At 42.2% G+C, this 20,773-nt stretch carries 21 protein-coding genes; 10 read left to right on the forward strand and 11 right to left on the reverse strand.

Features of this window, described 5'->3' with window-relative positions; translation table 11 throughout:
- Positions 1-19: 19 nt before the first annotated feature.
- Positions 20-880: a YitT family protein gene (locus ACRPI0_RS09750; protein WP_432352441.1), complete on the reverse strand. Its 861-nt coding sequence runs from the start codon at positions 878-880 to the stop codon at positions 20-22.
- Positions 881-1,087: 207 nt separating this feature from the next.
- Between ACRPI0_RS09750 and ACRPI0_RS09755 the strand changes: the two genes are divergently transcribed.
- Positions 1,088-1,357 (forward strand): AbrB/MazE/SpoVT family DNA-binding domain-containing protein, encoded by a 270-nt coding sequence (locus tag ACRPI0_RS09755; protein WP_432352443.1) that lies wholly within the window; start codon positions 1,088-1,090, stop codon positions 1,355-1,357.
- A 60-nt stretch (positions 1,358-1,417) separates the two neighbouring features.
- Here ACRPI0_RS09755 and ACRPI0_RS09760 read toward each other — a convergent pair whose 3' ends face one another.
- From ACRPI0_RS09760 to ACRPI0_RS09770, 3 genes are all read right to left on the reverse strand, one after another.
- On the reverse strand, positions 1,418-1,738 hold the full coding sequence (locus ACRPI0_RS09760) for a thioredoxin family protein (protein WP_432352445.1): 321 nt from the start codon (positions 1,736-1,738) through the stop codon (positions 1,418-1,420).
- A 157-nt stretch (positions 1,739-1,895) separates the two neighbouring features.
- On the reverse strand, positions 1,896-2,411 hold the full coding sequence (locus ACRPI0_RS09765) for a DUF3231 family protein (protein ID WP_432355925.1): 516 nt from the start codon (positions 2,409-2,411) through the stop codon (positions 1,896-1,898).
- Between the two features lie 99 nt (positions 2,412-2,510).
- Positions 2,511-4,577: a catalase gene (locus ACRPI0_RS09770; RefSeq protein ID WP_432352447.1), complete on the reverse strand. Its 2,067-nt coding sequence runs from the start codon at positions 4,575-4,577 to the stop codon at positions 2,511-2,513.
- Positions 4,578-4,703: 126 nt separating this feature from the next.
- Here ACRPI0_RS09770 and thpR point away from each other — a divergent pair, with 126 nt between their 5' ends.
- Together thpR and ACRPI0_RS09780 are read left to right on the forward strand one after the other, a co-directional pair.
- The gene (gene thpR, locus ACRPI0_RS09775) at positions 4,704-5,249 is read left to right on the forward strand and encodes an RNA 2',3'-cyclic phosphodiesterase (protein ID WP_432352449.1); all 546 of its coding nucleotides are present in this window, start codon (positions 4,704-4,706) and stop codon (positions 5,247-5,249) included.
- 62 nt (positions 5,250-5,311) lie between these two features.
- On the forward strand, positions 5,312-5,485 hold the full coding sequence (locus ACRPI0_RS09780; RefSeq protein WP_432352451.1) for a hypothetical protein: 174 nt from the start codon (positions 5,312-5,314) through the stop codon (positions 5,483-5,485).
- A 38-nt stretch (positions 5,486-5,523) separates the two neighbouring features.
- On the opposite strand, the gene ACRPI0_RS09785 is transcribed toward ACRPI0_RS09780, so the two are convergent.
- The 3 genes from ACRPI0_RS09785 to ACRPI0_RS09795 form a co-directional block, all read right to left on the reverse strand.
- On the reverse strand, positions 5,524-7,206 hold the full coding sequence (locus ACRPI0_RS09785; RefSeq protein ID WP_432355926.1) for a methyl-accepting chemotaxis protein: 1,683 nt from the start codon (positions 7,204-7,206) through the stop codon (positions 5,524-5,526).
- 111 nt (positions 7,207-7,317) lie between these two features.
- Positions 7,318-8,001 (reverse strand): GNAT family N-acetyltransferase, encoded by a 684-nt coding sequence (locus tag ACRPI0_RS09790; RefSeq protein ID WP_432352453.1) that lies wholly within the window; start codon positions 7,999-8,001, stop codon positions 7,318-7,320.
- The gene (locus tag ACRPI0_RS09795; protein ID WP_432352455.1) at positions 7,998-9,113 is read right to left on the reverse strand and encodes a mandelate racemase/muconate lactonizing enzyme family protein; all 1,116 of its coding nucleotides are present in this window, start codon (positions 9,111-9,113) and stop codon (positions 7,998-8,000) included. The genes ACRPI0_RS09790 and ACRPI0_RS09795 overlap by 4 nt, the downstream gene beginning before the upstream one ends.
- An 84-nt stretch (positions 9,114-9,197) precedes the next feature.
- Here ACRPI0_RS09795 and ACRPI0_RS09800 point away from each other — a divergent pair, with 84 nt between their 5' ends.
- Positions 9,198-10,442 carry an HTH domain-containing protein gene (locus tag ACRPI0_RS09800; RefSeq protein ID WP_432352456.1) on the forward strand — a complete coding sequence of 415 codons (1,245 nt, stop codon included), beginning with the start codon at positions 9,198-9,200 and terminating at the stop codon, positions 10,440-10,442.
- A gap of 57 nt (positions 10,443-10,499) precedes the next feature.
- Here the strand turns inward: ACRPI0_RS09800 and nhaC are convergent, their stop codons facing one another.
- Positions 10,500-11,978 carry a Na+/H+ antiporter NhaC gene (gene nhaC, locus ACRPI0_RS09805; RefSeq protein WP_432352458.1) on the reverse strand — a complete coding sequence of 493 codons (1,479 nt, stop codon included), beginning with the start codon at positions 11,976-11,978 and terminating at the stop codon, positions 10,500-10,502.
- 222 nt (positions 11,979-12,200) lie between these two features.
- Here nhaC and ACRPI0_RS09810 point away from each other — a divergent pair, with 222 nt between their 5' ends.
- The 4 genes from ACRPI0_RS09810 to ACRPI0_RS09825 all read left to right on the forward strand — a co-directional run bounded on the left by ACRPI0_RS09810 (position 12,201) and on the right by ACRPI0_RS09825 (position 16,140).
- Positions 12,201-13,064, forward strand: coding sequence for a YitT family protein (locus tag ACRPI0_RS09810; RefSeq protein WP_432352460.1), 864 nt, complete (start codon positions 12,201-12,203; stop codon positions 13,062-13,064).
- Positions 13,065-13,186: 122 nt separating this feature from the next.
- Entirely contained in the window at positions 13,187-13,525 is a 339-nt protein-coding gene (locus ACRPI0_RS09815) for a DUF5658 family protein (protein ID WP_432352462.1), read from the forward strand.
- 77 nt (positions 13,526-13,602) lie between these two features.
- Positions 13,603-15,555, forward strand: coding sequence for a GTP-binding protein (locus ACRPI0_RS09820; RefSeq protein ID WP_432352464.1), 1,953 nt, complete (start codon positions 13,603-13,605; stop codon positions 15,553-15,555).
- A 15-nt stretch (positions 15,556-15,570) separates the two neighbouring features.
- A complete protein-coding gene (locus tag ACRPI0_RS09825) occupies positions 15,571-16,140 on the forward strand; it encodes an SLOG family protein (RefSeq protein ID WP_432352466.1) in 570 nt (189 codons plus the stop codon).
- A gap of 68 nt (positions 16,141-16,208) precedes the next feature.
- Here the strand turns inward: ACRPI0_RS09825 and cyoE are convergent, their stop codons facing one another.
- On the reverse strand, positions 16,209-17,126 hold the full coding sequence (gene cyoE / locus ACRPI0_RS09830; protein WP_432352468.1) for a heme o synthase: 918 nt from the start codon (positions 17,124-17,126) through the stop codon (positions 16,209-16,211).
- A gap of 162 nt (positions 17,127-17,288) precedes the next feature.
- Positions 17,289-17,915, reverse strand: coding sequence for an SIMPL domain-containing protein (locus tag ACRPI0_RS09835; protein WP_432352470.1), 627 nt, complete (start codon positions 17,913-17,915; stop codon positions 17,289-17,291).
- 183 nt (positions 17,916-18,098) lie between these two features.
- Here ACRPI0_RS09835 and ACRPI0_RS09840 point away from each other — a divergent pair, with 183 nt between their 5' ends.
- Positions 18,099-18,542: a TspO/MBR family protein gene (locus tag ACRPI0_RS09840; protein ID WP_432352472.1), complete on the forward strand. Its 444-nt coding sequence runs from the start codon at positions 18,099-18,101 to the stop codon at positions 18,540-18,542.
- Between the two features lie 101 nt (positions 18,543-18,643).
- A complete protein-coding gene (gene ypfJ / locus ACRPI0_RS09845; RefSeq protein WP_432352474.1) occupies positions 18,644-19,486 on the forward strand; it encodes a KPN_02809 family neutral zinc metallopeptidase in 843 nt (280 codons plus the stop codon).
- A 53-nt stretch (positions 19,487-19,539) separates the two neighbouring features.
- Here ypfJ and ACRPI0_RS09850 read toward each other — a convergent pair whose 3' ends face one another.
- Positions 19,540-20,733 (reverse strand): NAD(P)/FAD-dependent oxidoreductase, encoded by a 1,194-nt coding sequence (locus ACRPI0_RS09850; RefSeq protein ID WP_432352476.1) that lies wholly within the window; start codon positions 20,731-20,733, stop codon positions 19,540-19,542.
- Between the last annotated feature and the right edge of the window lie 40 nt (positions 20,734-20,773).

Genomic DNA, 20,773 nt, shown 5'->3' on the forward strand with positions numbered 1-20,773 from the left:
AATTCTTTTATAAGTAGAGTCAGTCGTCAAATTGAGCTCTGGAGAAACCTCTGCCAAGAATTTCGGATGCATTCAAGAAAATTACGAACGACGTCGGTTCTTGTTCTTGTACAATCTTTTTAAAGTAGATCGCTTCGGATTGCTCAACAACACATAAGATCATGGTCTTCTCCTGATTTGAGTATCCACCGAGAGATTTCACTTTAGTTAGACCTCGATTAAGCTCGCTGTTAATGAGTGATTGAACTTTTTCTTCATGGTCAGTGATGATGAGAATAAGTTTGGTCGGTGACGTTTGAAGTTGTACGAAATCGATCACTTTGCTCGTCACATAGATTGCCATCATCGCATAAAGGGCGAGTTCCAAGTCAAAGACAACCGCTGAAATGACGACGACTACTCCATCGACAATTAGTTGAGCAAATCCGCTCGAAAAGTTCGTATATTTTTTAAGAATCTGAGCCACAAGCGCAGTTCCACCTGTAGAACCATTCCCACGGTATACAATGCCTAGACCAATCCCTAGCATAATTCCCCCGTAAATAGAACTTAACAAAGGATTGTGGATAGGTACATTAATATCCGCCGATATAAAAATGAAAAACGGCACAAAAAATGTTCCAACAATAGTTCGCCAGCTGAATTCTTTTCCAACGAGAAGGAGGCCAAGAATAAGCAACGGTAAGTTGATTAACCATTGCACGTAAGCTGGGTTGAATCCATACAATTCATAGACAATTGTACTTATTCCAGAAACACCACCAGCTGCAATACGAGAAGGTAAAAGAAAAATAGTAAATGCAAGTCCGACAAATGCCGAACCAACAATAATTTGCAAATAGTCAAATAGCGCTGATTTCTTAAACTCTTTAATAGTCATCGTGTTCCTCCGTTCATGTCAACTGTACTATTCTATCAAATAATAAGCGCATTGTGGTTGTTGTATATGAACAGGATAAAAGTTCTTTCATTCGGAATGTTCTGTATTCCGGAGCATTCGACAAAAATTCGACCATTATTTTGCATTTCGAGAATCAAATATGTATGATTATAGAAGAATTCAGGTACCATTGAAGGAGGAACTTGTATGAGGAATATCGGCGTAGTTAGGAAAGTTGATCATTTAGGGAGAATTGTCATCCCGAAAGAATTGCGTGAAACGATGCATCTCCCTGAAGGACAACCACTTGAATTCTTTACGGAAGAGGATCATATTGTTCTCAGAAGTTATAAAATTCGTGAAGCCTGCATAATTACCGGAGAAATAACTTCCGATAATTTCCAATTATCTAACGGTATGTTTATCAGTCCAAGAGGTGCCGAAATTATTTTAGATGAAGTAAAACAAGCATTTTAACGTTTTAATGGTTGCTGTTATGGAATGTATCTCAGTCCATAACAGCAACCATTCCATGTTTTATTTAGCTTGTGGATTATCGAGGAATGCAGTGATATCTTCACGAGTTTTACGGTCTTTACTAACAAATCGCCCTAGCTCTTTTCCATTGCTATAAACTAGGAAACTTGGAATTCCAAAAATGTCGTTTTCTGCACAAATATCGATGAATTGATCACGATCTACATAAACAAATTCGTTTTCTGGATAGTCCGCTTCGATACCTGGTAACAATGGATCGATCACACGGCAATCTGGACACCAATCTGCCGAAAACATAAACACTGTACGTTCCTCTTGTTTCAATACTTCAAATTGTTTTTCTGACTGTAATTTTTCCATTCTAATCTCCTCCTCATCAGAATAAGTATACCATTTTCTATGTAGGGAATATTATTTTCCGGACATGTACGTCCCTATAAAAAAACAGAGAAACAAGCACTGAGTGCAGTTCTCTGCGTTTAATTTCCAAACTATGATTGGTCACCTATTCACAATCTTATTCCTTGCTTTGCTGTCCATTCAAATGCAGAGGTGGTGGTATGATCCAGCCTTTTTCCTTATTAAATTTCAATAATTTTGCACCGAACATCACTTTGTCAGCATGGAATTTCGCGAACATCGCTGCGATATCTTCCCGTAGGCATTGACCCATCACCTGACTACAAGATACCAGCGCCTGACCTACGTTAATCGATATCGCACCACTGATTTCCGGGTCCATAAATCTCGCTCCTGGTGGAATATCATCTGCAGAGCATGTAGGACGGTCAGGAAGGGTCGGCGGTGGCATGATGCCATTTTCTTTCAACACCTCTTCAATCTGCTTGTTATGATCTCTCATAATATCCACAGCCTGTTGTAGCAACTTTTTAAGACCCTCGTCTCCAGCATGGTTAATGAATGTCTGATACCCACTGATTAATCCTTTATTAGCCCCTACATAAGCCCAACACCCAATTACTTCTCCATAATGCATCGGTTCATCTTTTGGATTCCCGCTTAAAATACCCATTCGTTTCTCCTCATTTCTTGGAAATTCATGTTTCATTCCTAGGATGAGGAGAAATCGTAATATTATTCATGCTCAATTTGATCTACGCGCTTTGGCGCCTCAGTAAATATTCCGCTCCCAAAATCGTTGTTTTGCAAGTGCATTGACATAACTGCTTTCAAAGTCAGATCCCGCTTTTTCAACGATCACACCAGGACCTTCATGGACGGAAGTGTTCTTTATGAAGTATGCGCTCTCTTTTGTAAATCCGATCGGTTTATAATGTTTCCACGTCTCTTCAATATAATTTTTCATATTGCTGTCAAATTCCGCGGGATTGCTCGACGTACCTCCACCTGCTAGCACACTGTCATACAATACGGGTGAAGCCGTCAAAAATGTTTGATTGGCCATTGCCGTTTTACCATGAGAACCGCGAACTGTGCCGATTGTATTGCTAACAATATCAACTGTCACTCCTGCGTTCCGAAGGGATTTAACCATTTTTCCGATTACTGAGCTATCGAACCCATCACCAATTAAAATTGCCACTTTCAATGTTTCAGGTACATAAACGGTGTCTTTCATACTGAGTGCAGGAGAAGATTCCGTAACTGAAGAAGGGGTACATTCAGGTCGCTTCACGCCCACCGCAGTTGCGATATTCGCCGCGAGACCGCTATCTACGTTGCAAAACATATCCACTACTTGTTGTCGCACAGATTTGCTTTGTACTTTCCCTACTTCGAAACTGAACGCGTCTATAATGTGCTGCTTTTCGTAAGGTGCCATACTATTCCAAAATAGGCGTCCTTGGGAGAAATGATCGTCAAACGACGGACTTCCCGCACGGATGACATGCCCTTCCACTCTTTCTTGATAATGTTCATATCCACCTTCCTCAACAGGGGTTGGAGATGGAGTGTTATCTGCTAGTGAGTTTTTATGGTAACTGACTTGGCCGACATCGATTCGCTGTCTGCTAAATCCATCCCGTTGATTATTATGGAATGGACAAACCGGTCGGTTAATCGGAATTTCAGCGAAGTTCGGTCCACCTAGGCGAAGCAATTGTGTGTCCAAGTATGAAAATAATCTACCTTGCAATAGGGGATCATTTGAAAAATCGATTCCAGGAACGACATTCCCCGGATGGTAAGCCACTTGTTCGGATTCTGCAAAAACATTATCCACATTCCGATTCAACGTCATCGTCCCAATCCTTTCGACTGGTACAATTTCTTCAGGCCACAATTTTGTTGCATCTAATATATCAAAGTCAAACATGAATTCATCTTCTTCTTTAATGAGTTGAACGCCTAATTCATACTCAGGATAGCTTCCCGCTTCAATAGTATTCCAAAGGTCCCGTCGCTGGAAGTCTGCATCTTTACCACCAATTTTTTGTGCTTCATCCCAGACCAGGGAGTGAACACCTAGTTTCGGTTTCCAATGAAATTTAACAAAATGGGCTTTCCCTTCCGCATTTATAAGTCTGAATGTATGGACACCGAATCCTTCCATTTTGCGGAAATTTGTTGGGATAGCACGGTCGGACATAAGCCACATAATCATATGAGCAGACTCTTGGTTGTTTGCAACAAAATCCCAAAACGTATCGTGTGCAGTCGACGCTTGTGGTATCTCGTTATGTGGCTCAGGTTTTGTTGCGTGAATCAGATCCGGAAACTTAATAGCGTCCTGTATGAAAAATACGGGGATATTATTCCCAACTAAATCGTAATTGCCATCTTCTGTGTAGAATTTCACGGCGAACCCTCTAACATCTCGTGCGGTGTCAATGGAACCCTTACTTCCAGCAACATTTGAAAACCTGGTGAATAATGGTGTTGTCTTCCCGACACCTTGCAAAAATTTAGCGGTCGTATAGGCCTTCATACATTTATGCAGCACAAATTCACCGTGAGCTGCATAGCCTCGCGCGTGAACAACTCGTTCTGGGATTCGTTCATGGTCGAAGTGGGTGATCTTTTCTCTTAAGTGAAAGTCCTCCAATAAGGTAGGTCCACGTAGACCCGCTTTTAGCGAGTTTTCATCTCCAGAAATCTTTACGCTTTGATTTGTCGTCATACGCGTCCCAAAGTTATTTACACGATAAGCATCCAATTGTTGTTGCTTCGCATTTTTGTTTGGTCCATTAGGGTTATTCCCTTTTGAATGATTCACGCAATCCCCTTTCGTCCATTTATCTCTCGCTCCTGATTAGTGTATGCAACAACTATAGGGCGGGTTCCCCAACTCATGAATCGCTTCATTTCTTGGTATACTAACAATTACAAAGGAGCGTTTTCAATGACCCATTATTTTGCAGCCATTCCTGTCCCTTTTGAACGCGTCGCTGAACAACTTGATAAGACGGATAAACGTTATCACTTATCCGCCAATTACAAAGTTATTCCACATCCTGCAGACCTGCATGTCACTTTGCTCTTTTTCGGTGCGCTTACGTCTTGTGAACTGAGAGGTGTAAAGCAGACAATGTCCGATTTGGCATCCGGTACTCAAAAATTCCAGCTTTCCATAAACGGTATTTCTTTTTTCGGGAATCCCTCAGGTCCACGCGTCGTTTACTTATCCGTTGATGTGCAATCTGACCTGAATTATCTCAACAGACAACTTAGCAATCGATTAGAACCCTCATTACACAGATCATTCCCAAAAACGTTTACACCTCATGTCACCCTTGCTAAAAAGAGAAAAGATACTCCTTCTATAGTAATTGAGAAAGAAACCTTCAAACCGATTGTTTTGGAAATATCTAAGATAGTACTCTATTCGATAGATCCAACTACGTCACCTAAGTATTCCCCTGAAACCACATTTCCATTTATCGAATGATCACTCGTATCGTTGCCTAAGTTCTACACATACTGATTTGGATCAAACCAAATGAGAGGTGAATGAAAATGGGACGCGATGAACACACAAAAGGTGGAAAAAATGCGGCTTCTCTTCCCCAAACGCCTAAGAATCAAAAACTCTCGGCTTCAGATATGAGAGCAGAAATGGCACGTGAACAAGAGAGTATCGAGTCGTTCTTAAAACTGAGCAAACCGCATAAGAAACGAAAATGAAAAAATCGGCCTCCTGATTACTCGGGAGACCGATTTTTTCATACTGTAAACTGATTCATATTTTGCTGCAACTTCTCTGCAAGTTCTGCGAGGAGCTGAGCACTCGTTGAAATTTCCTCATTGACGGCAAGTTGTTCTTCTGAAGACACCCGACCTGACTCTGCTTCACCCGCAGCTTGTTCAGCAAGTGCTTCAATGGAGTTGGCATGGTCCACCACATTTTGAATCACGGCTTTCATCGTCTCAATTGAGCTTGTCACCATACTCACGCGTCCGTCCACATCTGCTGCAGCACGTTGGATTTCTTCAAACACTTCACTCGTTCGATTCGTAACGACGAGCCCCTCTTGCATCTGACTCGCACTTACTTCGGTTTGGTCAACAGCTTTTTTCACGTTCCCAATCATGACAGTTATGAGCTTATCAATTTCTGCTGAAGAACGTTTTGACTGTTCTGCGAGATTTCGTACTTCTTCCGCTACGACAGCGAACCCTTTACCATGCTCACCGGCACGTGCTGCTTCTATTGCAGCGTTCAATGCTAGAAGATTCGTTTGATCGGCTAACCCGGTGATCATGGATGTAACTCCACGAATATTTTCCGAGTGATCTGCCATTTCTGTTATCGTAACTGAAGAGTTTTTCATCAATGTACTGATTGCAGACATCTTCGTTGAAAAAGTTGTCAGTGAAGCGGAACCTTCTTGAACTAACTTGGTCACTTTATCGGAAGATCGTTGCATTTCTTCATTATCTAAAGAAATCGTATCAACGGTTTGAAGCACTTCACTAATTGCCACATTCGATTCTGTGACGAGTGATTGCTGATCCGTACTCGCTTGTAGACTTTGTTTTGAAATAGCAGCAACTGTTTCTGAAGCCGCAAGACTTTCTTCTGCACCTGCAGACAGTTGTTCAGCTTGAGCTGCTAGCTGATGTGCAGAATCCCGCACATGGGTAATGACTATACGTAGATTACTCGACATTCCATTGAAAGCCGTTGCCATGTCACCGATTTCGTCCTTATTTTTAACTAGTACTGATTCCGTAGCTAAATCGCCAGAAGCAATCTGCTGGAGCGCTTCAGTCATTTTACGTACAGGTCGAGCAATCTTCCTGCTGATGTATCGCGCAATCACAATCCCCGCAATAAGCGCTATTATGACCATTCCAATAATGATGAATTTCACGGTTTGAATCAATTGCTGAAGTTCTTTTTCAGCCTGAACACGTGATTTTTCTTGCACAGCTATCATATCTAAGATTTGGTTTGTCATCACGTCTTGATAGAGTGAGGCTTGTGAAGATACTTCAATTCCCCGTTCTTTTGACTCGATTTGGTAACTTTTAATCGCTTTATCCGTGAGTTCGTCATAGCTTGTTGAAGAACTAATGATATCCGCTAATAGTTCTTGGTTCTTCTTTTTGTGAAGCACTGTTTCCAAAGCCGTCGTCTTCTTTTTAAATTCTTTAATTAGCGTTTCTCGGCTTTCTAAATAAGATGCTTGGTCAAAAATCATATAGCCTCGAATTTCATTGGATTTTTGAGTTTGTAAAGCATTGAGTTGTTCCAACAACATAACTTTTTGGATTCGATCATTAATAAGTGCTTTGTACTCACGATCTAAAGTAGATAGCGCCCAAAAACTAGCAGATCCCATTAATACCATTATAATTAATACAGCTAGAAAACCAAACCACAGCCTTCTCCCAACGGTCATTCTCACAATATGTACCCACCTAACTATAGTCGAATAGCTTTAGTATACCGGATGAATCGATAGGCGTATAGGGCTAGTTAGGAAAATATAAAACAATTGACTTAGTGCTTATTATATCTGTTTTCTATAAGTTACAGTAAATCCTTCTTCACATGGCTGAATGGAAATACCAATCCAACCTTGTTTCAATAATTCCTGCTGTTGGTGCGTATCCCCCATATCGACTTCAAAAGTTGAGGCATCTTCAACACACGTTTCATGCACTAGGTTTTTCATCATAATATAGCGGGTTAACGTTTCATACTTAACATTCAGTGCAGCAATGTGCATTCCAAGCTCAAACTTGTCTTTGATACTCGCAATATTAAAAGGCGCGACTGTCGTACAAACGAACTTGTAACGATCCGTATCTACTTCATCCATCACAATTTTACCGAGTTGACGCTGAAGACCATTCCCTTGAAACTCCGGATCTACATTCGTTATTTCAGAGTAGAGCACAGCCCCCCATTGGTCAGGAGGTATCCCAGCATCTTCACCTAGGTGTTCAGGATCGTCTCCCGGGTCAAGTAACGCTCGAAACGCAATCAGACGTCCTCCGAAATGCACGCCAACAAGCATGCCGTTTCCTTCAAGTATATAAACAAATTCTTCGTCGGTTAACGGTTGCAGAAAGGACTTTTCGGATAAATGATCGATAACTTTCGTCTGCAGTTGTTTAATTTCGGGTAAATCATTCATCGTTAGTTGTACGACCGGAAGTACCGTTCCGTTTTTCAGGAAAACATCTTTCATATAGAGACCACTTTCTCGCTGAACACAGTTAGTTCCGCCAGTACCGCTTCGTCAATTTCAACACCGAGTCCAGGTTTTTCGTTTAGGCGAATAAAAGGAACATCATATTTCAAATTACCAACGTCTTTACTGAATTTAAGAGGACCTGTCAGTTCTACGCTTGTCATAGCTTTTTGAGAAAATGCAACGTGGAATCCTGCTGCAGATCCGATCGATGATTCTACCATTGACCCTATTTGGCAATCGATTCCTGCCATCTCAGCCATATGTGCGAGTTTCATAGCAGGATACATCCCTCCGCACTTCATCAATTTAATATTTACTTTATCCGCAGCACGTTTTGCGATAATTTCCCGCATTTCACGAACACCGCGTATTCCTTCATCCGCCATTAAAGGCGTTGCACTCTTCGACTTCACCTCGACCAATCCATCGATGTCGTCTGCTTTAACAGGCTGCTCTAGCCAATCCAGGTTACACGCTTCTAATTTTTTCATGGCCTGTAATGTCGTCGAACTGTTGACCCAACCTTGGTTGACATCCACACGAATTGCGACCGTCTCTCCGACGCGATTTCGAACCGCTTGTATACGTTTAACGTCTTCCGCTGCATTTGTACCGACTTTCATTTTGAACGATGTATAGCCAGCTTCCATTCTACGTGCAGCTTCATCCGCCATCGCTTCCGGTTCCCCGATACTTAAAACGTGCGTAATCGGGAATTCACTATGATACCGTCCACCTAGCAATTGATAGGCTGGAATTCCAAGACTCTTTCCTACAGCGTCAAAACACGCAATATCGATTGCTGCTTTTGCTGTAGGAACGCCATAGATTTCTTTATCCATCGCTTCATGAAGACGTTCGAACTCGCTTGGATCTAGTCCGATGACGGCTTTAGCTAGTGTATGACGTAAGACAGCAAAGGTACCTTCCCAGCTCTCACCTGTTACGTGGTCATCTGCTACAGCTTCCCCATATCCTATGATTCCAGTATCCGTGGTAAGTTTTACAATAATTGAAGGCATATCGTCATAGGTTGCATAGCTGATAACAAATGGCTCGTGTAGTGGTAGACGAATCGCAAAAATCTCTATTTCCTTAATTTTCATTTAAATTTCCCCTTCCTACTTGGCAAGTTAACTATTTCATTGTATCATTGTCGTTAAATGGTCGCTAATTAAAAAGGTGGAGAAATGATGAGAACTAAAGTCGCTCTATTCGGTTCTGCAGAATTTTGTCAACGTGCTAAGCAATTTACGGAGCACCGCAGTGAAATTATTTTGGATCTATATCCTTACACTATTTACAGTGAAGCACCTAATCTTCTAAAAAAGTTACTTCCTTGTGATGCCATTCTCTTTTCAGGATCTCTTCCCTATGCTGCTTCCAAAGAAGTGTTGGAGTCAATTCCTATGCCAGTTACTTATTTAAAACAAGACGAGGCAGAGATTACGACGACATTGCTCTCCATTTCAATTCAACAACCACTCGCTTTGGACGACCTATCCATTGACGTACGAGACGTTACGATTTTAGAAAACGTTTTATCGGATATAAAGTCAGGTAATCAGCGTCCTATCATCTATGAGCTAGAAGACGGTGGAAAACTGGATGAGCTCGTTGCCTTTCACACATCTGTTTATTCTGCGAATCCATCTAATATCGCTGTTACAAGTGTCCATGCTGCATTTGACCGTTTAGAAATTCTTGGCATCCCTGTTTTCAAAATGATTAGCGTGAAAAGTTCATTTTTGGAAACGATTGATCGACTTTGTCAGGAAGTTCTTCTTCAAAAAAGTGAAACGTCAAAAATCACAGCAGGGATCATCGTTAATTTCAGTGAAACACCTGAAATGAATGAAAGCTTCGAACGCTTAGCGAAAATTTTACACGCTCACTACATCCAAGCAGATGACAGTATTCTTTTGTATACCACTCAAGGAGCCATCCAGAATGCACTGATGTTGTCAGAGTTTCAAGATCTTGCTGGAAAACTAAGTGGTGAAATTGCTTTCGGCAGTGGTGGAACTTTAACAGCTGCAAAGGAAAACGCGGAGAGCGCACTTCGGTATATGCAAACGGAAGAGCAGCCTGGCCTTTACTTGCTTGATGATAAAAAAGAGTTACAAAATCTTTTATCAGCCAATGTGAATCCGATAGAATTACGCGTGATTGAGCCCTTATTAAGTGAAATCGCGGAAAAAACTGCCCTAAGCCCTGCTGTACTTTCTAAACTTGCACTGTTCGGTCAGAGTCAACAATCCACGCAATTCACTGCCAATGACTTAGCCAGCCACCTCGGTGTTTCTCGGCGTACAGCAGAACGAACTATTAAAAAGTTGCTTACGGGTGCTTATGCAAATACGGTTGGCGAGGAAATGACTTATCGACAAGGAAGACCCAGAGCCGTCTATGAATTGAACTTTCCGGTGTATTAATGAAAAAAAAGGCTGCCCAGGAAATCAGTTAGTACCTGATGTTCTGGACAGCTTTTTTTATGAATGAACGGGCATTTGCTCTTCTTCTAAGGACGTACCACTAAGCAATTTCTTTTCTTCTTCATCGACACGCAGTTTTTCTTCTGCTGACATTTTCACAATAGAGAAGCCAGTCAACGCATAGATGATGGACAGGATTGGTACGACGAAGTTGATAATCGCATACGGACCGTACTCTGTTACCCCAACACCTAATGTACCGAGGATGAAAACACCACATGTATTCCAAGGGATAAATACGGAAGTTAGTGTGCCGCCATCTTCAAGCGCGCGAGACAAGTTTTTCGAGCTAAGGCCTTTTTCTTTGTACGCTTTACTAAACATTCTTGCTGGAACAACGATTGAAATATATTGCTCAGCACATGTAGCATTCGTCATGACACATGCACCGATCGTTGAAATGATCAATGAAGATGTCGATTTTACAACTTTCATGAGCTGGGTCATAATAGCTGTCAACATACCTGAGTACTCCAAAATCCCACCGAACGTCATCGCAACTATCGTCATCGATACCGTATACATCATCGAATCCAAGCCACCACCATCGAACAAGTTATCGACTAACGCATTACCTGTTTTAATAGAGAAGCCTTCTTGCAGCGCCGTAAGGGCACCTGTTACTGAACCACCTTGAATGAAGATTTGACATAAGAAGCCCATAATAATTCCTACAATCAATGCAGGAACAGCGGGAACTTTAAGTGCAACCATTAAAATAACTGCAAGTGGTACAAGCAAAAGCCAAGGAGAAATCAGAAAACTTTCTTGCATAACCTTAGACGTTTGTGTAATTTTGTCCATATCTAGATTTCCATCTGCAAAACGTCTACCTAGCACAGTGAATACACCAAAAGCGATGACGAGTGCAGGAATCGTTGTATATAACATGTGTTTAATATGATCAAATAGATCAGTTCCCGTTAAACCGGAAGCTAAGTTCGTTGTGTCTGAAAGCGGTGACATTTTATCCCCAAAATAAGCACCAGAGATGACAGCTCCTGCTACCATTCCCGCTGGAATTCCCATACTTAGTCCAATTCCCATTCCTGCAACACCAATCGTAGCCATCGTAGACCACGAGCTACCGATCGCAAGTGAAACAATTGAACAGATGATCATGATTGCAACTAAGAACCAAGCTGGTGTTATTAGCTTAAGCCCGTAGAAAATCATAGTGGCAACAATTCCGCCACCCATCCAAGCACCAATTGTGAGTCCGACGAGCATAATAATAACAACAGCCGGTAGTGCAAGACGAATTCCTTTGTACATCATTTCCTCGATTTCTATCCAAGTGAAGCCATATTTCCAAGCGACAAGTGATGCAATTGAAGTGCCTACAATGAGCGGCATATGAGGGCCTTGTTTTAGCCAAACTACCGTGACTAGCATGACACCAATCATTATGACCAACGGTAGAATTGCCATCCAAAAACTAATTTCTCTTTTTTCACGTATTTTTCTTTGTTTCATAGCGTGCACCCCCATAAAAATGTCAGACTAGAACCAAATGTCGCTTAATAGTCGTTAATGGAATAATAAACGCGCTTTTCTGCATTGTCAATAGTTTTTCTGTAAACGGTTACAATGGTATACTGATTAAAGTACAGTCATCTTTCATATGTTCAAACTCCCCTTCCCAGATATTGATAACGATCTGGGTACAATTCTATAGAATAAAGGTGGTTACTCCCTATGAAAAAGGAGCATAAAAAGGAGACATTCTGGCACTTCATCCTCCGGTATCTGTTCATCGCGTTTGGTGCCGGCTTAGCAGCAGTTGCTCTTGAGTTGTTTCTAATACCCAACTCCGTCATTGATGGTGGGATTATTGGAATCTCACTGATCATCAATTACTTAACCGATGTCCCCTTCGGAATTCTGATACTGATCATCAACCTTCCGTTCGTCTTTTTCGGGTACAAGCATATTGGGAAAAACTTTTTCCTGTCATCCACTTTCGCTATTGTGTTTTTAGCGGTCATTGAATTTCCATTAAAAGCAGTAGGTCCATTCGTGACTGATCCACTGCTTGCAACGGCTTTCGGAGGCATCCTTCTTGGTGCAGGTGTCGGAATCGTCATCCGAAATGGTGGTGCCCTCGATGGTACTGAAATATTAGGGATCTTGTTGACGAAGAAAATTCCCTATTCCGTCGGGGAGTTTGTCATGTTTCTGAATATCTTCATCTTTGGATGGGCTGGTTTTGTCCTAGGTCCTGAAAAAGCCATGTATTCCATTTTAACCTATTACATAGCAGCGAAAGCCATTGATGCCGTAATTCAAGGATTTGACGAGACGAAAGCAGCAATTATCGTTTCGGATGAATTCGAAGAGATGGCGGCGGCGATTGCAAAGCGTTTGGGTCGTTCCGTCACGAAGTTACATGGTAAAGGCGGGTATAGCGACAACGAAAAAGATGTGATCTATGTAGTTGTTACGCGTCTTGAATTGACGAAGTTAAAAGAGATTGTCCATGATATCGATCCCTCTGCGTTTACGACGATCATGGATACGCAAGAAACACACGGTTCCCGTTTCAAGTCTGCAATCCATTAATGGCATGACCTTTCCCTTTCACCCGGGAAAGGTTTTTTGTCGTTTCACTTATTGTGTTTTTACTGTATAGACCCCCTCCTGACTAAGCATCCTGATTAGTATTAAGTGAACGGAGGGTTACGATGCAGATGGTTACACAGAAAGGATGTTCCATTCGAAGGGATTATGCGCGGTCCCTTTGGTTGCTTCTTATTTTGTCGCTTATAGATGCAGGAGTGACAGATTTCGGGCTTCATCAAGGATTGATTCAGGAAGCAAATCCTTTAATGGCTGTTGTCTATGAATTGAACAGAGTCGGTTTTTACTTCATCAAATTAGGATTGCCGATTAGTCTATTTGTGCTTCAACCATTTGTATCTCAGTCTTCTCTCGTATACAGATTCCTACAAGTTTCGGTTCTTCTCTATATAGGAATAACATGTATGCATGGATATTGGTTACTCATTCACTTTTCAACTTGAACGTCCCTGGTTTCACCTGAAATCCTGTTGGTGCTATACTGTCCATACCACAACTTTGTGAAATGGCGGGTACATATATGAAACAAACTATAGGAATTCTCGCGCATGTCGATGCCGGGAAAACAACATTTTCAGAACAACTTCTCTTTTTGACCAAGCAAATCCGTGAACGTGGACGAGTGGATCATCAAGATGCCTTTTTGGATAATCATTCAATCGAACGGTCTCGGGGAATTACCGTATTTGCTGAACAAGCGGAGATTGACTATGATGGCAGCTCCTTTACACTCATTGATACACCCGGACATGCTGACTTCTCCCCTGAAATGGAACGAGCGGTGCAAGTGATGGATGCGGCGATTGTATTGGTCAGTGCAGTGGATGGCGTACAAGGCCATACCGAACGGGTCTGGCATCTGTTGAGGGAAGCGAATGTCCCCACTTTTCTTTTTATCAACAAAACGGACCGGGAAATCGCAGATGCCGCTGCTATTTTAGGCGAACTCCAAAAGTCCCTATCCCCAGATTGTTTCGACTTGAGCCATATCGCAAGTGATGGAATGATGTCCGAAATGCTAATAGAATGGCTTGCAGAACGGGATGAACCCCTACTTGAACACTATTTGGAATCAGGATATGACGTTGATTACTGGATGGATACGTTAAAAGTTCTTGTGCGTAAAGGAAAAGTCTTTCCTTGCGGGAAAGGTTCCGCTTTGAAGGATATCGGTGTTGAATCCTTCTTTTCATCCTTTGTAGCACTTTTGAATTCTTGTGATCACCCAAAAACCAATCAGCCATTAAAAGCTTCGGTATATAAAATCCGTCATGAAGAAAATGGACAACGAATTACGTTTCTCAAACTACGTAGTGGCACATTGCAAGTACGAGATGAAGTGACTGTCGGAGGACTCGCTGAAAAAATCACGCAGATCCGACTTTATAATGGAACGAAATTCGTTGCAATTCCTCAAGCTATAGCGGGTGATTTAGTTGCGGTTACAGGTCTAACAAATGCCTCTGCTGGAGAAACAATCGGCACTGGTATCGAGCAGATTGCATTCAGTTCAACTCCCGCACTTAAGGCTTCGGTTGAGTACGATACAATGTATTCCAGTAAAGACGTCTGGAACGTCTTTAACATGCTCAATGCAGAAGACCCGACATTACACGCGAGTTGGAATGAGCATAGCCAGGAAATTGAAATCCGTGTGATGGGTGTGATCCAGCTCGAAGTGCTTAAGTACATTGTAAATGAACGATTCGGGCTGAACGTCACATTTGGATCCCCTACAATTCTTTACAAAGAAACGATTTCTTCCCCACTTATTGGTTACGGTCATTTCGAACCGCTCAAGCATTATGCTGAAGTGCACGTAAAAATGGAACCTGCTGCGCGAGGTTCAGGCATCTTATTCACATCCATTTGTCATACAGATGCGCTCTCCCCTGGTCATCAGCGTGTCATTGAAAAACACCTTTTCGAGCGCGACCATCATGGAATCTTAACGGGATCCCCACTTACTGACGTTGCAGTTACTCTACTTACTGGACGCTCTCATAACGAGCATACATCTGGCGGTGATTTTAGAGAATCGCTGTTTCGCGCACTTCGTCAAGGGTTGGAACAAGCAGAAAACCTACTACTCGAACCGTATTATGCGTTTAAAATGAAAGTCGACAGCGATTATATCGGAAGAGCATTGACAGATGTGCAAACGGCACATGGTACATTCCTAGCCCCTGAGACTTCAGGCAACCAAACCATTGTTACAGGAAGAGTACCTGTTGCAACATTCATGAATTACAGTACCGAATTCGCTTCCTATACAGGTGGAAAAGGCGTCCTCATTCTGACGTTGGATGGCTATGGTACTTGTCACAACCCCATCGAAGTAATGGAACAGATTGCCTATGACAAATCAGCGGATCCAGAGTACTCCTCTTCTTCGGTCTTTTGTGCGAAAGGGAAAGGATACACCGTTCCATGGACAGAGGCTAAAGCTGCGATGCATTGTGACGTGGAGTAGGAAAGGAGTGATTTCATGAAACGAATGATCATTACAGGATACAAACCTCATGAGCTCGGAATTTTCGATGCAAATCATCCGGGTGTGAATATCATAAAACGGGCACTCGCTGATAGAATTCAAGGTCTAGTCGATAATGGACTGGAATGGGTGATCATCAGCGGCCAACCTGGTTGTGAGACATGGGCAGGTCAAGTCGTTGGAGATTTGAAGGACACCTATCCTAACCTTCAACTTGCGCTCATCACTCCTTTTCTGGAACAAGATAAAAATTGGAACGAAGCGAAAAAGTTGGATTACGAGGAGCTGCAACTACTTGCAGATTATCAAGTGAGTTTAACAAAACGTCCGTATGATGCCCCTTGGCAATTTATAGAGCGTGACAAATTTCTTCTAAGAAATTCAGATGGACTTCTAGTCGTATACGATGAAGAAAACGATGGCTCTCCGAAGTTCATGAAACGAATGGCTGAAAAATTTGCAGAGAAGCAACCTTACGAAGTGTTGACGATTTCTGCAGATGATTTACAACTGATTGCGGAAGACATTCAACGTGCGGAACAAGACTCTTTCATAGATTTTTAATCAGAATCTGACCAATTGTCCATACACAAAAGGCAGCGTGCCAATGCACGCTGCCTTTTGTGTATGGATTAAAGAATTGAAGTAGTCATTAGAATCATGGACATGAAGAAAATCGTCATGTAGTTCACGGAGTATAAGAACATCCAGTGAGCCCATTTGTAATCATCTTTCATGAACAATCCAGCAATCGCTAACACGAAGAAACCGATATTCAACAACGTAGTGAGTACGATGAATCCTGTACCAAATGCAGCTAAGAAGAAAGGAAGTGGTAACAAACATGCGGTATAGACGATCGACTGACGCTTGGTCATTGGAATTCCCTTAACAACAGGTAACATAGCAACACCTGCTGCTCGGTATTCATCCACTTTCTTAATTGCGATTGCAAACGTATGTGGCATCTGCCAGATGAAGAGGACGATTGCTAAGACAATTGGCACCATGTGATAAGACGGTCCAACCGCAGCCCATCCGATTAGCGGTGTGACGGCACCTGAAACACTACCGATAACCGTATTCAGCGTATACTTACGCTTCGACCACATCGTATATAGGACAACATAGGTGAACCATCCAACGAACCCATAAATTGCCGCGCTCGGAGCAGCTGCGTACAATAAAAGAACACCAACAATCGATAATCCAATTCCGATTTTAAGAATCGTCTTCATCGAAATATTACCGGTTACAGTTGGTCGTTTTTGTGTTCGCGCCATCATTCTGTCCAGGTCGACTTCATACCAGTTATTTAATGTAAGTGCACCTGCCATCAGTAGCAAGCTGCCTGCCATTGTTAAGAAAAATAGTGAAATGTATTCTGCAAATGTGCCTCCATAGAAATAGATAGCAAGCCAGAATCCCGCAAAAACAGGAAGAACATTTGCAATCAGCACGGGTCCTTTGAATAAATATTTCAAGTCACTAGCAAGCGTTGTAGATGCATGCCGTTCCTTTTCAAGTGTTCGTTCCATTGTTTTTTGCATAAGTTCGCATCCTTTAAAGAATGATATATAGTGTGAAGACATATTTCCTTCATTCTACTATATCATCTTTGATGCAAAAACAGAAAGACCTGAAATGAAGAAAATGTGACATTTTCCTAAGGTGAACACAATTGAACGCTTAAAAATTCAAAAAGTGCTAAATCAGTGATACGTATACGTCACGGTGACAGTCGCTTCTATTTCAAGCGTTCCAGACTCAATTAGGGGAGCGGCACTCATTTTTAACTGATGGATTGCAATAGGCACACTCACGTTTCTTGAATTTTCTTCAATGTGGACAGGAACTCGGTTCAGTACTACTTCTGCAGCAGATGCCAGCGCTTTTGCGTGATTATGTGCTTGCTCGACAGCTTTATGCAGGGCAAGCTCATACAGGTCTGAAGCATTGGCGATTCCGAATTGAATGGAAGATACTTCAGTTGCTCCAGCCTGGATCGCTGCATCAATGACCTCTCCAATAATTGAAATTGTTCTCACAGTCACTTGCAGCTGATGATGAACTTCATATTCCCTGAATCGTTGCTGCCCATCGATATAATCATATTGTGGTGACACTGTGTAAGCAGTGGTCTGAATATCATCGCGTTCTATTCCTTGAGATAGTAACCTATCAATCACCGATTGCGAGCGCTTCGTATTCTCGGATTGTGCATCTGTTAACTGTTCAGCATGAGTTGTAATTCCAAGTTGTATTGTGACGAGATCTGGTTTTCCGGTTACCTTCCCCAGTCCTGTGACGACCATTGTTTGGTTGCATGAGTCACTCATTCACATTCACCCTTTCTATTCGTTACGTTTTTGTTCCCCTTGCTCACTTATCCTATTCATCACTCACGCATTTCGTTTTGCAGACGAATTACAGGGAATACTTAAAACACTTGAAAGGAGTCGTTATTGATGAAACCTATAGTTTCAAATTCTTCTACGAATTAGAGCAAATTAGCTCGCTCAGTGTTGGTCCCCATAATCGGTGGCTCCATTACAGGTTGGCTTGCGAACCGTAGTACTCAGAAGCAGTATGCTAAGCTGGAAAAACCATCGTTCAGTCCACCTCCTCACGTCTTTCCAATTGCTTGGACTGCATTATATGGATTGCTGGGGTACGCAAAATATCGAGCAGAACAGCACTCCAATCCGGAGGACGTCCGTAAAGTACTAACTCCCTACGAACTTCAATTGGGATTAAATTACATTCGGTCTTTCCTTTTCTTCAAATGGAATCTAAGAGGTACTGCTCTCATAGAAATGACAATGTTGTTTGCGATGGTGTCATTGACTGCTTATGAATTCAACAAAGTAGACAAGCTTGCTGGTAAGTTACTCGTTCCTTACCTAGAATGGATTTCGTTCGCGTGGGCATTAAATTATTCAATTTGGAACTTGAACAAATACTGATTTCTAACCTTTTTCATCTTGCAGGATACGTTCCTTTCAATTTTGGGTATAGAACGCATAAGGACTATTGCACTCATAGTTGGCGATAAGGGGTTATGCTTATGAAATGGCGCGGACGAAGAGAAAGTTCAAATGTAGAAGATCGGCGTGGTCGAGGTGGAACAGCGATTGTAGGAGGCGGTATTGGTACAGTCGTCATTGCACTCGTTGTTCTTTTCCTTGGCGGAGATCCATCAGAATTGCTCGGTGCAATTTCTGATAGTGACACAAATCAGTCTCAACCATACGAAGAAACAGCTGAAGAACGCGAACTCGCTGACTTCGTTTCGGTCGTCTTAGCAGACACAGAAGATGTCTGGGGCGAAGTGTTTACTGAACAAGGGATGACGTACAAGGATCCTACACTTGTCATGTATACTGGAAGCGTCCAGTCCGCTTGCGGAACGGCAAGTTCAGCAGTAGGTCCCTTTTACTGTCCAGGTGACGAAAAGCTCTACATTGATTTAAGTTTTTACGATGAACTAAAGTCTAAGTTCCAAGCACCCGGTGACTTCGCGATGGCTTATGTTATTGCTCATGAAGTGGGACATCACGTTCAGAAGCAACTGGGTACGAGCGATAAGATGAATGCACTTAGAAATCGGTTAAGCAAAGAAGAATATAATCAGTATTCAGTAAGGCTCGAATTACAAGCTGACTATTATGCTGGAGTTTGGGCAGGACGAGCAAAACAACAGAACTTGCTTGAAAAAGGTGATTTACAAGAAGCCTTAACTGCAGCAAGCGCTGTTGGAGATGATACGATTCAAAAGCGTTCTCAAGGTTATGTAGTCCCTGAAAGCTTTACGCATGGTACATCCAAACAACGTCAAGATTGGTTCTACAAAGGTTTTGAAACCGGAACAATTGAAGGCGGCAATACATTTGCTGGCCTAGAGTTTTAAATTCACAAGAAAAAACGTTGGGATCTGTCAGTTTAAGACAGATCCCAACGTTTTTATCGGCTTGGTTTTACAACATGAGCATATGGATTCGACTTTCCATCTAGTAAATCTTGAATAATGGATGCTCCTGCCATGGAATAGCACGTACCATTCCCTTCAAAACCTAGTAAATAATAGACATTGTCTTGATGAGGGGCAACCCCCATGAAAGGCAACCCATCTTTTGAAATGCCGAATAACGAATTCCACGCATCGTCAATTTCAACATCCAACTTCGGAAACATTTCTTTGATTTCATCCAGGATTTCCTGACCTTTTCGTTGGATGATTTCAGGATCATCATACAGATCACTCGACTTTTCATCGAGTCCGCCTGCAATCATTCGACCACCCGGAGCTGTGCGGAAGTATAGGTATGGCTTTTTAGTTTCCCACACCATCACATTATCCTTCCAGAACTCACCTTCTATCGGTTTCGTCGCAATTGCAAACGTCTGATTGATTTGCGCTTTTCCATTCAGCTCGCTATACAACTTACTATAGCCCGTTGCGATAATGATCGCGTCAAATGAAATCGTAGAGCCTGACTCTGTTCGGATCGAGTCTTCCGTCATAGAATCCATATCGACCGATGTGTGCTCATAATAGGTCACGCCCATCTTTATGTTTTCTTCCGTCAATGCTTGTATGAACTGATATGGATTCACTTCGGCATCATACCACGTTCGTAATGCTGCTGGTTTGTCGATGCCATACTGTTCGACCAGTGACTCATGATCCAAAAATTCTGCCGGAAAGCCATGTTTTTTCAAATAGCTGTATTCCCTTTTCAACTTATCCGCATCATCAGGAGTGGAAGCATAGTAAATACTATCGCGCAATCGGTATCCTGTGATTTCAGGCAATTCCGATGCAATCTCCGTCAACTGATTCATAGCCTCGAGACACATTTTGTAAAATAAAACAGCATCTTCTTCTCCAATTCGATCTACAAATTCAGAGAGCATCGTATCGCTCGCATATTGAAGAAGCCCTGTATTTGCAGAACTGCTCCCTTTTCCAATTTCAGCACGGTCGATGACAGTCACTTGCTTACCTGCAGAAGCCAACTTATATGCAGCTAACGTTCCTGACATACCACCGCCAATGATTACATGAGTAGCATGATGGTCTTCTTGAAGCGAAGGAAATTTACCGGCTGGCGTTGCCGTCTTATTCCAATACGTTTGTCCCGTTGTCAATTTCATATGTATCTTCCTCTCGTTATACGTTCAACTCCTACATTCA

It is taken from the genome of Sporosarcina sp. A2 (assembly GCF_050858885.1).
Lineage (GTDB): Bacteria > Bacillota > Bacilli > Bacillales_A > Planococcaceae > Sporosarcina.

Bases quoted from the DNA above. Each gene is read 5' to 3' on its own strand.
- cyoE (WP_432352468.1), bottom strand. From the start codon at position 17,126: ATGCAAAAAACAATGGAACGAACACTTGAAAAGGAACGGCATGCATCT.
- ACRPI0_RS09800 (WP_432352456.1), top strand. From the start codon at position 9,198: ATGATGAGAACTAAAGTCGCTCTATTCGGTTCTGCAGAATTTTGTCAA.
- thpR (WP_432352449.1), top strand. From the start codon at position 4,704: ATGACCCATTATTTTGCAGCCATTCCTGTCCCTTTTGAACGCGTCGCT.
- ACRPI0_RS09825 (WP_432352466.1), top strand. From the start codon at position 15,571: ATGAAACGAATGATCATTACAGGATACAAACCTCATGAGCTCGGAATT.
- ACRPI0_RS09785 (WP_432355926.1), bottom strand. From the start codon at position 7,206: ATGACCGTTGGGAGAAGGCTGTGGTTTGGTTTTCTAGCTGTATTAATT.
- ACRPI0_RS09810 (WP_432352460.1), top strand. From the start codon at position 12,201: ATGAAAAAGGAGCATAAAAAGGAGACATTCTGGCACTTCATCCTCCGG.
- ACRPI0_RS09760 (WP_432352445.1), bottom strand. From the start codon at position 1,738: ATGGAAAAATTACAGTCAGAAAAACAATTTGAAGTATTGAAACAAGAG.
- nhaC (WP_432352458.1), bottom strand. From the start codon at position 11,978: ATGAAACAAAGAAAAATACGTGAAAAAAGAGAAATTAGTTTTTGGATG.
- ACRPI0_RS09755 (WP_432352443.1), top strand. From the start codon at position 1,088: ATGAGGAATATCGGCGTAGTTAGGAAAGTTGATCATTTAGGGAGAATT.
- ACRPI0_RS09790 (WP_432352453.1), bottom strand. From the start codon at position 8,001: ATGAAAGATGTTTTCCTGAAAAACGGAACGGTACTTCCGGTCGTACAA.
- ACRPI0_RS09835 (WP_432352470.1), bottom strand. From the start codon at position 17,915: ATGAGTGACTCATGCAACCAAACAATGGTCGTCACAGGACTGGGGAAG.
- ACRPI0_RS09780 (WP_432352451.1), top strand. From the start codon at position 5,312: ATGAAAATGGGACGCGATGAACACACAAAAGGTGGAAAAAATGCGGCT.
- ypfJ (WP_432352474.1), top strand. From the start codon at position 18,644: ATGAAATGGCGCGGACGAAGAGAAAGTTCAAATGTAGAAGATCGGCGT.
- ACRPI0_RS09815 (WP_432352462.1), top strand. From the start codon at position 13,187: ATGCAGATGGTTACACAGAAAGGATGTTCCATTCGAAGGGATTATGCG.
- ACRPI0_RS09795 (WP_432352455.1), bottom strand. From the start codon at position 9,113: ATGAAAATTAAGGAAATAGAGATTTTTGCGATTCGTCTACCACTACAC.
- ACRPI0_RS09820 (WP_432352464.1), top strand. From the start codon at position 13,603: ATGAAACAAACTATAGGAATTCTCGCGCATGTCGATGCCGGGAAAACA.
- ACRPI0_RS09765 (WP_432355925.1), bottom strand. From the start codon at position 2,411: ATGGGTATTTTAAGCGGGAATCCAAAAGATGAACCGATGCATTATGGA.
- ACRPI0_RS09850 (WP_432352476.1), bottom strand. From the start codon at position 20,733: ATGAAATTGACAACGGGACAAACGTATTGGAATAAGACGGCAACGCCA.
- ACRPI0_RS09750 (WP_432352441.1), bottom strand. From the start codon at position 880: ATGACTATTAAAGAGTTTAAGAAATCAGCGCTATTTGACTATTTGCAA.